Consider the following 11,949-nt stretch of genomic DNA (forward strand, 5'->3'; position numbering starts at 1 on the left):
CAGACATGAAAAAGGCGCAAATAGTTATAGGATTAGGTTTCGGAGATGAAGGAAAAGGAATTACAACAGATTTCCTGGCTCAGCAAAATCCTGAGTCTGTGATCATCAGATTTTCAGGAGGACAGCAGGCTGCTCATACCGTAATGATAGACAACAGAAAACATGTTCATTCCAGTTTTGCCAGTGGGGCACTTCGTGGATTGCCATCTTATTTTACCGAACACTGCACCATTCATCCACAATTTCTATTGAATGAAAGGGAAGAATTAAAAGCAAAAAAAGGAAGCACAGAACTTCATATTCATCCTTTAGCCAAGATAACTACGCCTTTTGATGTCTGGCAAAACAGAACCAACTGCAAAAATCTGGAACACGGAACCTGCGGAAAAGGAGTAGGAGCCACTATGAAAAGAAATGAAAGTCCTTATAAACTGTTTGCAATTGATCTTATTGCTCCAAGGGAAATGTTGGTAGAAAAGCTGAAAGGAATTGCCTATTACTACGGTTTTATGGAAGAGGAGCAAATTGACGAACAGATAAAACCTTTTTTAGAAGCAATTGATCAGGTAGATTGGAAGATTAATGATTATGACTATCTGAATTCATTTGAAAATCTCATTTTTGAGGGAAGTCAAGGTATTTTATTAGATATGGATCACGGTATTTTTCCGAATGTGACCTATGCTCATACCACTTCCAAAAATGCTTATGAGATCTGTAAAAAACTTCATATTGAAGATATTGAGATGTTTTATGTGACCAGAAGCTATGCAACCCGCCATGGAAATGGCTGGATGAGTAATGAAAAAGAGGTCATTTTAAAAAACAATGAAGAGGAAACCTGTACCTTTAATGAATTTCAGAAAGAACTGAGATTCGGAAGTTTAGATTATAAATTGTTGGATTATGCTTTAAAATTGGACGGAGCCTATATAAGTTCAACAAAAAAGACTTTAGTGATAACCTGCATGGATCAGATCGATGAAGATTTTAAATTTGATCAATTGGAAATGAAATTTGATACCGTTTTCGGATCCTATTCTCCTTATTCAAAAGATTTTAAAAGACTGATTTAATACTGAATACATAGGTTTTAATCCTATATTTATCGTAGGAATAGAATGATGAGGTAAATAATGCATTTTGAAAAAGAAAAAATGAAAACGATACACTATTTAAAAGGAGATGCTACCGTTCCACAGGCAAAAGGGGTAAAAATCATCGCTCATATCTGTAATGATCTGGGAGGTTGGGGAAAAGGCTTTGTACTGGCCGTTTCCAAAAGATGGGAAGCACCGGAGAAAGAATATAGGAACTGGCACCGTTTCAGAAGTGAAAATAATTTTGGGCTGGGAGAAATTCAGATCGTACAGGTTGAAAAATACATGTATGTTGCCAATATGATCGGCCAAAAAGGAATGAAAACCGGAAGCAACGGCGTTCCCGTTCGATATGAAGCTATTGAAAAATGTCTGGGAACATTAGCCAATAATGCTTTAGAATTAAATGCAAGTATCCATATGCCGAGAATTGGTTGTGGGCTGGCTGGCGGGAAATGGGAAGAAGTAGAACCTATCATCGAAAGAACATTGCTCAGCAAAAATGTTGAAGTATACATATATGATTTTGATTAGGTAAGATGAAAGAACTTAAAATTAAAGCATCATCCTCCAAATTGGAATTGCTGCTTGATAGAAAAATTTAATGAAGGCAGGATCATAAAAATAGAAGATTGAAAAATAGATCCGTATCCAGAGAAATGGCTCAAAGGATAGGATCATAAAATTAAGATTAGCAAAATGAAAACAACAAGATTGTACAGACCGGTAGGAGAAAAGGAAATGGTTCTTATTATAGAGAACGGATATAAAAAATTTCCTCCAAGACTGGAATGGCAGCCCATCTTTTACCCGGTTTTGGATGAAGACTACGCTTCAGAAATTGCTGAAAAATGGAATACCAGAGATGAGTTTGGAAATTATCTTGGTTTTGTTACCCTTTTTGAAGTGCTGGAAGAAGCAGCCAACCAATATCCTGCACAGAATGTAGGAGCCAGAAATCATAATGAGTTGTGGGTTCCGTCAGAAGAGCTGGACACATTCAATCAGGCCATTGTTGGAAATATAGAAGTCATCAAAGTATTTGTAGGAAATGATTTTAAGGGATCAGCAAATAATGACATTGAAAATCTGGTAAAGGCTTTAAAAACAACCACCACGAATCCATAAGATGGTAAAACATTTGTGTATTCGTGGCTCAAAAAAAGAATCATGACAAATAAAGGAATGGCGAAAGATACATTGGATATCCTGGCCAGAAAATATTATATAAATACAGAAAACCAAAGAATAGATATAGCAAAAGAGCTGGAAATCAGTAAAACAGAAACGGTTCTATTCACCCCGGAACAACTTGCTGAGCTCACAGCGGCTCCAATGCCGGAAACTCATTTTGAAACTCAATTTGAAACCTGGCGTTGAAGCTCGCTAAAAGCTATTTTAGAATTAACTAAAGAAGAAGATCAGGAGAAGATCATGTGTCTGAACTTTGCTTCAGCAAAAAATCCTGGGGGTGGATTTATCAATGGAGCCGAAGCACAGGAAGAAAGCCTGGCAAGAACTTCAGGTCTGCATGAAAGCCTGCTTCAGGCTTGGGATTATTATAAGGTCCACAGAGCAATGGAATCCTGTTTTTATACCGATACAATGATCTACAGTCCAAAAGTTCCTGTTTTCAGAAAGGATAAAGGAGAATTACTATCGAAACCGGTACTATGTAATTTCATTACTTCTCCAGCGGTGAATGCTGGTGTGGTAAAGCGACAGGAACCTCAAAGAGAAAACGAGATATTGGGAGCAATGGATATCCGGACAGATAAAATGCTTGCACTGGCCTTACATCAGGGAAATGAAACCCTTATTTTAGGTGCCTGGGGCTGCGGAGTATTCAAAAATGATCCGAAGGAAATCGCCGGCCTGTTCAAAAAATATCTTCACGGAAAATATAAGAACAAATTTAAAAGAGTGGTTTTTGCAGTGCTTACCAAGAAAGAAGAAATGCTGAAGCTGTTTGAGGAAATACAATGAAAATTGAAATCATAAAAGGAGACATCACAAAGATCCATGCAGACGCTATTGTCAATGCTGCTAACACTTCTTTATTAGGAGGCGGCGGTGTGGATGGAGCCATTCATCGTGCCGGAGGTCCTCAAATTCTGGAAGAATGCAGGACGATCAGAAACAGACAGGGAAAATGCAGTACAGGAGAAGCGGTAGTGACAACAGCAGGAAATCTTCCTGCAAAATATGTCATTCACACTGTAGGACCAGTCTGGAATGAAGATGAAGAAAAATGTCTTCAACTTTTGTCAGAGTGTTATAACAACTCTTTAAAGTTGGCGGAAAGTCTTGGAGTGAAAACCATAAGCTTTTCCTAATATCAGCACAGGAATTTATAAGTTTCCTAAAGAGCTGGCGGGAGAAATTGCACTGAATGAAGTAAGAAAATTTTATTCAGATAGTATAGAGAAAGTTATTTTTGTCTGTTTTGACGAAGAGAATGAAGAAATTTATAAAAAGCTTTTAAATTTTCCCCTTTAGAACCAATTATATTCGTGCATTAGTGGCTAAAAATACAGTGCACAAAACAAAATTAAAAACCAATGAAAAAACTAACCATATTAAGCGGCGCCGGAATCAGTGCAGAAAGCGGAATACAAACCTTCAGAGACGGAGACGGGCTTTGGGAAAATCATAATGTAACCGATGTGGCGAGTCCGGAAGGATGGAGAAAAGACAGAGCTTTGGTATTGGAATTTTACAACCAGAGGAGACGCCAGCTTCATGAAGTACACCCTAATGAAGCTCACAAACTGGTGGCAGAGCTGGAAAAACACTTTGATGTTCAGATTATTACCCAAAATATTGATGATCTGCATGAAAGAGCCGGTTCTACTAAAATCCTTCACATCCACGGAGAATTATTCAAATCATGCTCATGCAATAATAAAAGACTAATCTATGAGCAGAAAGATGATATTAAGATAGGAGATAAAGCAGAAGATGGTGCTCAATTAAGGCCTTTTATCGTTTGGTTCGGGGAAGATGTACCTTTGTATCAGGATGCCAGAGAAATGGTAAAAGACTCAGATATTTTAGTGGTGATCGGAACTTCTTTGCAGGTATATCCTGCAGCAGGTTTGATTCACGATATCAAAGATGATTGTCTTTTAATTGTTATTAACCCTAATGAAACAGGCTTTGGCTACGGACAAAGAGCAGTGGTGATGAAAGAAACGGCCACTCAGGGAATGAAATTGTTATTTGATAAACTGGTAAACCTTGCCTGATGGAAAATAAAGTAAAGGCTGGAATTATGGGAGTATGCATCGGCGATGCGCTTGGTGTTCCGGTGGAGTTTAAAGATAGAGAATATCTGAAAAGGTTTCCTGTTACAGAAATGCAGGAATTTGGTTCGCATAATCAACCTAAAGGAACATGGAGTGATGATAGCTCTCTGACACTCTGCCTTGCTGAGGTCCTTACAAAAGATTATGATCTCGAAAAAATTGGAGAAAGCTTTGTAAAATGGGTAAAAGATGGTCACTGGACTGCCCACGGAAGACTTTTCGATATTGGAGGAACTACAAGGGAAGCCATTGCAAGACTAATTAAAGGAGAAAGCGCCAGATTTTCAGGAAATATTTTTGAAGAAGATAACGGAAACGGATCTTTGATGAGGATTCTTCCTCTTGCTTTTTATTTAAAAGACGAAGAAAATATTGAAAAGATTTACCAAACGGTAAAGGAAGTCTCCACCATCACTCATGGCCATTTCCGATCTGTTTTTGCTTGTTTTATTTATGTGATTTTTGCGATTCAATTAATAAAAGGAAAAAATAAAACGGAAGCATATACACATGTACAAAATGGGGTCCTGAAATATGCAGAAAAACAATGGTTTAGCTTAAGTGAGGTTGAGCTTTTTCATAAGGTTTTAAAAAATGATATTTCAGGGTATTCCGAAGAAGAAATAAGAGGAAGTGGCTATGTACTGCATAGTCTGGAAGCTTCCTTATGGTGTTTTTTGAATTCGGAAAGTTATTCGGAAGCAGTTTTGAAAGCTGTAAATCTGGGTGAAGATACAGACACAACCGGAGCCATTACAGGAGGATTGGCAGGAATCTATTATGGATTTGAAAATATTCCTCAGGAATGGGTTGATAAACTGGTGAGAAAAGATGATATTGAAAAACTATGTGAAAAGTTAAACAATAAATACCCTGTAATTGAATGAAATCTTTCCTAAAAGCCCTTCTCAATATGTTTTCCAAATACGACCCTGAGGATGTATTTCGGAATACCCCTTTGAAGAAATATAAAGGAAGAATTGAAATCAATAAAGTGGTAGAATTAGGAAACTGCCGGGTTCACTTTTCGCCGGACTATTTATTTCAGACGCCGGATCAAGTATTGAATATTTTAAAGAATCAGTCTTTACTCTGGATAGATAATCAAAATAGTCTGCTGGGTTTCTCAGATCAAAAGAGAACTTTATTAATTCCTTTGAATAAAATCAATGGAATAGAAATTCAAAATATGTTGAAAGGAAGAGGACCAGCAGAAGCTTGTTTATGGGTTTATCTGTATGAAAAATCATTTGTAACGCTTTCAATATCATCAGAGATCTATTATTTTGATCAATATGCAGATGAGATCACTAGAACAACAGGATTTACCGTCACTTTTTCCCCGGAATTTTATAATGCTTAAAAAAACAAAAACCATTGATGACTCTATATAAATTTATTTCAGAAAAAGAATTGCTGGAAATAGAAAGAACTTTTTTTAAAGAATTTGTTTCCGATATTCCTTTGAATTTCTATACCGTTTCTAAACCTGACTATATCCCGGATCACGGGATGTTTCTTATCAAATGCGAGATCGGAGAAAATACAACCAGTAATTTTAAAATATTGAAGGATGGAGGGTTGAGGATAGAAACTAATCAAATACCGCTCTTCAATACTTTAATTGCAGATAAAATAAAAATTGTTGATTTCTTTGGTTATACTGAAGAAGTTGAGAAAGAAGTTTTTGATGTTTTGGAAAATGAAAAAAGGTTCTTTGAATGTAGGCTAAAGGAATATTTGGAAACAAATAGCAGAGATATTATATCTTATGATTATTTTCGAAAGGTTTACAATCCACTGGTTTCTATAGAAGAAGAGCCTGAAAATTTGATTGAAGAAGAGAAAGCTCATGCAAAATACCGTGAGGAAAAGACCTCAAAAATAAAAACAGTAGAAGAAGCTGTTGATTTTTTGATTTATGAAGAATTGAGTGAAGATAGGATCAGTGATATCCGGAATGAATCATTAGCTTCAAAGCTTAATGATATGAAAAACTTTTTTGGCTTGGGAATGTATCTGCGAAATGTATTTATTTACCCAAATAAAAACGATAATTTCCTGAAGTATCTGAACATTTATGATCCTGGATATGCTGTAAACAGGGGCGAGTTTGGAGAAGGTGTTATTGAGGATTTGTTATGGCGCAGACTCAATCATTACATTATAACGGATGAAAATAAAAAGAAAATTGAAGTATTGCGCAAAGAAAAATATGATGAAGATCTGGCTTGGTCTAATTATATAAAGGAGAGACTGCTTTCGTATAATCTTGGTGAAGCCATCATCAGTGAATATTTGGAACTTGAAGATCAAATGGATCTCTGTGTAAGTGATGAAGATTTTGAGCATTGTATGTATGAGCAGAAAAGAATATTGGAAGGATTATCAGGAGATGAGCTCTCTGTTTATAATCATTTGAAACAGGATTATTTTATGGTTAGCAGACTTATTAAAAAATTAAAAAACAAATTATGAACGAAATAGAAACAAAAAGAATAAGTAAATTTTTAAGCCTCATTTTGAGGCATCAACCCGAGACTATCGGATTAAAGCTGGATGAAAACGGCTGGGCAGATGTAGAAGAGCTGAGAGTAAAATCAGCCCAAAAAAGAGTGCATTTTTCTGTTGAAGAATTAGATGAGGTGGTAGAAACCAATAATAAAAAGAGATTTGCCTTTAATGATGATAAAACGAAAATCAGAGCCAGCCAGGGGCATTCTATTGATATCAATTTAGCCTTGGAAGCTATACAACCACCTGAATTTTTATACCACGGAACCGCAGAAGCCAATATTTCATCCATTTTAGAAAAAGGAATTGAAAAAAGAACCCGCCAGCATGTACACTTAAGTGCTGATAAAGAGACGGCTACAAAGGTTGGAATGAGACATGGGAAACCTATAATTCTGACCATCAGAACAGGAAAAATGCATGAGGATGGATTGTCTTTTTTCCAATCTGCGAACGGAGTGTGGCTCACAGAGTTTATAGATCCGAAATACATTTCAAAGTAATAAAAAACAACAGTATTGAATTAAAAACAGAGCCATTATGTAAAGATAATGGCTTATCTTTTCACCAACTAAAGCATGAAATGAACAGAACATTAGTAATAGGAGATATTCACGGCGGAGCTAAGGCATTGCAGCAGGTACTGAAAAGAGCCGAGGTTACCCCGGATGACAGATTAATTTTTCTTGGAGATTATGTAGACGGCTGGAGCGAATCTTCCCAGGTCATTCAGTCTTTAATAGAACTTTCCGAAAAACAGGATTGTATTTTCATCAAAGGAAATCACGATGTTTGGTGTGAAGATTGGCTGGCCCGTGGGGAGGGACCTGGTGTCTGGCTTTCCAATGGAGGAAAAAGCACCGTAGAAAGCTATGAAAAGTATTCCCCGGAAGATCTGGAAATTCATCTTGAGTTTTTTCAACGCATGAAAAGTTATCATGTTGATGACCAGAACCGCTTGTTTATTCATGCCGGATATTCTTCCATGCATGGCCCTGAGAAAGAAGTTTACTCTAGTAATTACCGCTGGGACAGAACTCTTTGGGAAACAGCGGTAGCCATGGATAAGAAACTGCAAAAACACTCCATATTATATCCTAAAAGGCTGCTTCTTTACAAGGAAATATTTATTGGACATACTCCGACACTGGATATTGGAAGTAAAACGCCCGTCCAGAAAGCCAATATATGGAATATGGATACCGGAGCTGCATTTACTGGAGCATTATCCATCATGGATATTGAAACCAACGAATTTTGGCAAAGTGATCCTCTTCCTTTCTTATATCCTGATGAAAAAGGAAGGAATGGAGACGTGTTAAAAAGATGATATACAGGATTGTATGGGTTCTTTAATTGTCATTACTCATTACACAATTTTTCATGTCAATACTAAATTCCAGATCAGATATTTTATGAAGGAAGTCAATATTCTTTTTATTCATTAGTCTGCCGCCATTTTCAATGGTAAGTTCTTGCAAATGGATGAGTTTTTTTAAAGGAGACAATGAATTAAAATCTCCCAAATACGCTAAGAAAATGGTTTTTAAAGTGAGGACTTCAGATATATTTTCCACTACATTTTCCATGTTTTTACAGGAAGTAAAATCAATATCCGTTAAATGTGAGAACTCAGTAATCCAGCTAATATCCACAACCGAAGGAATATCCACTAAATAGAGCGATTTTATTGCTTTTAAATTAGGTAATGAAGCCCAAAGGCACTCTTTACTTTCTTCAATCGAAAGCGTTTCCAGCTGATGATTAACAGGAAATTCAAATCCTGGATCTTCAAAGTTTTCAATAAACAGCGTTTTGAGTGAAGGATGATTAAATAAATTCTGAAAACGTTTGGAATAACCTGTAAAAAGCTCCCTCAGATGCTTCAATTGGGCCAATTCGATAGCTTCCTTTCCTTTGAACTTACAGTTTTTGATTTCTAGTCGTGTAACATTTTTAAATTGATAAAGTTCCTCGCTTGTATTGAATGCTGTATCTTTTATATGCAATATTTTGATTTCGCTGAATACCTCAGAGAATGTGATGTTAGTCAGGACGTTTTCATCAATTTGTTTCCCTGAAACAATAAGATTGTAAATACCCTTCTCTTTCATTAACGAAGAACAGTCCTCTGCCAAATCTCCTTTTTCGAGGATAATAAATTGATCCGGTCTTCCTTGTATGGTAGTTCCTATATACATTCTACAACGTTTCTTTTCCTTTCGTTTCAACAGCTTTGATAACCCATTCTTCAAAAGTTCTCCATGAATTCAATTCATCCGAAACCTCTGTATATTCATCAATAGGATATTCATGACAAAAGACATCATAGTTTCTCTCATCCTTTCTTGTTGTGCAGAATCCCATCCAGTCACCCATAGAGCAATGAGAACCAATCATGATAAAATGATCGTTTATTTCTGCAGCTTCAATCTCCTGTTGAACATGAGCGTTATATTCTTGTAATTGCTTTAGGTTATAGATTTCAAAACAAGGTAAATATTCACCTATTAGAAATTGCCCGCTTCCAATTTCGGCTAAAAAATGATAATAAGAATCAGGAAGCAAATATTGGGTAAAAGCTTTTATTTCATCTATTTCTGCATTCGAAATAGGTTGAACAATAAACTTTAAAATTTCTGATTCTACAATCTGTTGGCTATCTTTCCATTGAAGAGTTTCGAAAATAACTTCATTTTTTGAAATCCATTCTTTCAGGGTATGCAAAGCATTGATAAATTCTGTCTTCATTATTAAAGTTCTATAATCTGGTTAGAGTAGTGATCTTATTACCCACTTTTCAAACTTAGTGATTTTTCCTCTTTTCTGTCCAATATTTTATATCGCTGAAACCAGTTATATTTGTAAAAAGTAAGCATCATGAAGAAAAATATTTACGAAGGACTAACGGATAATGACCTGATTAAAAAAAGAAATACACTTAAAGGGGTCTCTATTGGCTTCGGAGTTATTTTTGCGCTGGGAATCATCGCTTTCATCTCACTTCTGGTTATTAAAGGAACTAATGGGTTTCCCTTTGTTGCGTTCACCCCTTTCATCGTAATGCCTGTAACGATGATGCCTTTACTGATCAACTTAAATCTGGTCAATAAAGAAATCAAATCAAGAAATTTGTAATCGTATTTTCAATGAATACAATGCAGAAAAAATAACAGATTGATTCATATTTCGTTTTTTTGACACAATCATATTGCCTAATTTTAAATCCTGAAAATTATGACAATAATGAAACTGAAATATCTCCTGCTTACCTTAAGCTCTTCTTTTATTTTTGCTCAGAAATCATTTCAGACCCCTTTTGAAAAAGGAAATGGTAATCAAACCGTTACCTATGATGAAATGAATGCCTATTATCAGGATCTGGCCGAAAATTTTAATAGCATCCAATACCTTAAAAAAGGAGAAGATGATAATGGAAAGCCTATTTATGTAGTGGTGTACAATCCTTTTCCTGAAAAAGATCTCGAAAAATTGAGAAAAAACAAAGCAGTTCTCTTTGTCAACAATGGGATTCACCCTGGAGAACCGGATGGAATTGATGCCACGATGATGTTGATGAGAGATCTGGCAACCCAAAAAATTAAAACTCCGCAAAACTTTATTATTGCTGCTATTTCAGCTTATAATATCAGCGGAATGATGAACAGAGGGTCTCACTCCAGAGCCAATCAAAACGGCCCGGAACAGTATGGATTCAGAGGAAATGCTAGGAATTATGACCTGAACAGAGACTTTATCAAAGCTGACACTAAAAATGCAAGAAGCTTCCAGGAAATCTACCAATGGCTGAAACCAGATGTCTTCATAGATAACCATGTCAGTAACGGAGCAGATTATCAATATACATTTACCTATATTTCAACCTTTAAAGAACGTTTAGGAAACACATTAGGATCCTATTTCTATAATGATTATCAAGCTAAAAATCTTGATGATATGAAAAAGCTGGGTTATGAGAGTACTCCTTACGTCAATATTCATGGGGATGTTCCGGAAGTTGGTTTCGCTTCGTTCGAAGACTCTCCGAGGTATTCTACAGGATATACCACTCTATTCAATTCTTTAGGAACCGTTCCTGAAACACACATGCTGAAACCTTATGATAAAAGAGTTGATGCTACCTATAAATATATGTTGGTGAATGTACAGAATCTCGATAAAGATTATCAAAAGATAAAACAGCTTCGTATAGAGAATCTTAAACAGTATCAGGCAGGTAAACAATATGGAATCCGTTGGAAAATAGATTCTACAAAGTATACAACCATGGATTTTAAGGGGTATGAAGGCAAATATAAACCAAGCGAAATCTCAGGAAAACCAAGATTATATTATGATAGAAACAAACCTTTTACAAAAAATATAAAACTTTTTACGACTGCCGTTCCTACAGGATACATTACAATTCCTAAGTACTATGTGATTCCACAGTCACAATACAGGATCATTGAAGAATTTAAGAGAAACGGAATTCAGTTGAAATCAATTCGAAAGGACAGTACCATCACTGTCGAATCCTATAAGATCAAAGACTTTAAAACCGTTAAAAACCCTTACGAAGGACATTATCTGCATTACGAAACTACAGTAGATGCTTCCAAAAAAGATCAGATATTTGCTTCAGGGGATTATATTGTTTCTACTGATCAGCCTGGAGTTAAATACATTATAGAAACTCTTGAACCTGAAGCATTAGATTCTTTTTTTAACTGGAATTTCTTTGATGGTATTCTGGCTCAGAAAGAATATTATTCAGCATATATCTTTGAAGACACTGCAGCAGAACTGCTAAAAAAAGATCAAAAGCTGAAAGAAGCCTTTGAAGCGGCAAAAAAATCAGATCAAAAGCTGTCCGAAGATGGGGAGGCTCAATTGGATTGGGTGTACAGACATTCTCCTTATTTTGAAGAAAAAACATTCAGGCAGTACCCGGTATATAGGGTTTTGTAAATAATTGATTATTAATGTATAAGCTAAATAAAAAGACGTTTCATTGAAACGTCTTT

14 protein-coding genes and 1 pseudogene are annotated in these 11,949 nt (G+C 35.8%); 13 read left to right on the forward strand and 2 right to left on the reverse strand.

Annotation, left to right across the window (positions count from 1 at the left end; genetic code table 11):
- Positions 1 to 5 precede the first annotated feature (5 nt).
- The 11 genes and pseudogenes from H5J24_RS23625 (at position 6) to H5J24_RS23675 (ending at position 8,252) form a co-directional block, all read left to right on the forward strand.
- Positions 6 to 1,076, forward strand: a complete 1,071-nt coding sequence (locus H5J24_RS23625; RefSeq protein ID WP_068941234.1) for an adenylosuccinate synthetase — start codon at positions 6 to 8, stop codon at positions 1,074 to 1,076.
- Between the two features lie 81 nt (positions 1,077 to 1,157).
- Complete coding sequence (locus tag H5J24_RS23630; RefSeq protein WP_068941500.1) at positions 1,158 to 1,634, forward strand: macro domain-containing protein; 477 nt, start codon at positions 1,158 to 1,160, stop codon at positions 1,632 to 1,634.
- Positions 1,635 to 1,799: 165 nt separating this feature from the next.
- Positions 1,800 to 2,228, forward strand: a complete 429-nt coding sequence (locus H5J24_RS23635) for an ADP-ribosylation/crystallin J1 (protein WP_068941236.1) — start codon at positions 1,800 to 1,802, stop codon at positions 2,226 to 2,228.
- Between the two features lie 57 nt (positions 2,229 to 2,285).
- Positions 2,286 to 3,086: pseudogene (locus H5J24_RS23640) on the forward strand (TIGR02452 family protein).
- The gene (locus H5J24_RS23645) at positions 3,083 to 3,436 is read left to right on the forward strand and encodes a macro domain-containing protein (RefSeq protein WP_346729935.1); all 354 of its coding nucleotides are present in this window, start codon (positions 3,083 to 3,085) and stop codon (positions 3,434 to 3,436) included. Before H5J24_RS23640 ends, H5J24_RS23645 begins: the two are co-directional and overlap by 4 nt.
- Positions 3,437 to 3,661: 225 nt before the next feature.
- Complete coding sequence (locus H5J24_RS23650; RefSeq protein ID WP_068941240.1) at positions 3,662 to 4,348, forward strand: SIR2 family NAD-dependent protein deacylase; 687 nt, start codon at positions 3,662 to 3,664, stop codon at positions 4,346 to 4,348.
- Positions 4,348 to 5,295, forward strand: coding sequence for an ADP-ribosylglycohydrolase family protein (locus tag H5J24_RS23655; protein WP_068941242.1), 948 nt, complete (start codon positions 4,348 to 4,350; stop codon positions 5,293 to 5,295). The genes H5J24_RS23650 and H5J24_RS23655 overlap by 1 nt, the downstream gene beginning before the upstream one ends.
- Complete coding sequence (locus tag H5J24_RS23660) at positions 5,292 to 5,771, forward strand: hypothetical protein (protein ID WP_096788275.1); 480 nt, start codon at positions 5,292 to 5,294, stop codon at positions 5,769 to 5,771. Before H5J24_RS23655 ends, H5J24_RS23660 begins: the two co-directional genes overlap by 4 nt.
- 17 nt (positions 5,772 to 5,788) lie before the next feature.
- Positions 5,789 to 6,886 carry a hypothetical protein gene (locus H5J24_RS23665; RefSeq protein ID WP_068941246.1) on the forward strand — a complete coding sequence of 366 codons (1,098 nt, stop codon included), beginning with the start codon at positions 5,789 to 5,791 and terminating at the stop codon, positions 6,884 to 6,886.
- On the forward strand, positions 6,883 to 7,425 hold the full coding sequence (locus H5J24_RS23670) for an RNA 2'-phosphotransferase (RefSeq protein WP_068941248.1): 543 nt from the start codon (positions 6,883 to 6,885) through the stop codon (positions 7,423 to 7,425). The genes H5J24_RS23665 and H5J24_RS23670 overlap by 4 nt, the downstream gene beginning before the upstream one ends.
- 80 nt (positions 7,426 to 7,505) lie before the next feature.
- Positions 7,506 to 8,252: a metallophosphoesterase family protein gene (locus tag H5J24_RS23675; protein ID WP_068941251.1), complete on the forward strand. Its 747-nt coding sequence runs from the start codon at positions 7,506 to 7,508 to the stop codon at positions 8,250 to 8,252.
- A gap of 22 nt (positions 8,253 to 8,274) precedes the next feature.
- On the opposite strand, the gene H5J24_RS23680 is transcribed toward H5J24_RS23675, so the two are convergent.
- Together H5J24_RS23680 and H5J24_RS23685 are read right to left on the reverse strand one after the other, a co-directional pair.
- The gene (locus H5J24_RS23680) at positions 8,275 to 9,123 is read right to left on the reverse strand and encodes a hypothetical protein (protein ID WP_068941253.1); all 849 of its coding nucleotides are present in this window, start codon (positions 9,121 to 9,123) and stop codon (positions 8,275 to 8,277) included.
- Position 9,124: 1 nt separating this feature from the next.
- Complete coding sequence (locus H5J24_RS23685) at positions 9,125 to 9,673, reverse strand: SMI1/KNR4 family protein (RefSeq protein ID WP_068941255.1); 549 nt, start codon at positions 9,671 to 9,673, stop codon at positions 9,125 to 9,127.
- A gap of 129 nt (positions 9,674 to 9,802) precedes the next feature.
- On the opposite strand from H5J24_RS23685, the gene H5J24_RS23690 reads away from it, so the two are divergent.
- Together H5J24_RS23690 and H5J24_RS23695 are read left to right on the forward strand one after the other, a co-directional pair.
- The gene (locus H5J24_RS23690) at positions 9,803 to 10,060 is read left to right on the forward strand and encodes a hypothetical protein (protein WP_068941259.1); all 258 of its coding nucleotides are present in this window, start codon (positions 9,803 to 9,805) and stop codon (positions 10,058 to 10,060) included.
- Between the two features lie 108 nt (positions 10,061 to 10,168).
- A complete protein-coding gene (locus H5J24_RS23695; RefSeq protein WP_068941261.1) occupies positions 10,169 to 11,893 on the forward strand; it encodes a M14 family metallopeptidase in 1,725 nt (574 codons plus the stop codon).
- Positions 11,894 to 11,949 lie beyond the last annotated feature (56 nt).

Source organism: Chryseobacterium capnotolerans (assembly GCF_021278965.1).
GTDB classification, from domain to species: Bacteria; Bacteroidota; Bacteroidia; order Flavobacteriales; family Weeksellaceae; genus Chryseobacterium; species Chryseobacterium capnotolerans.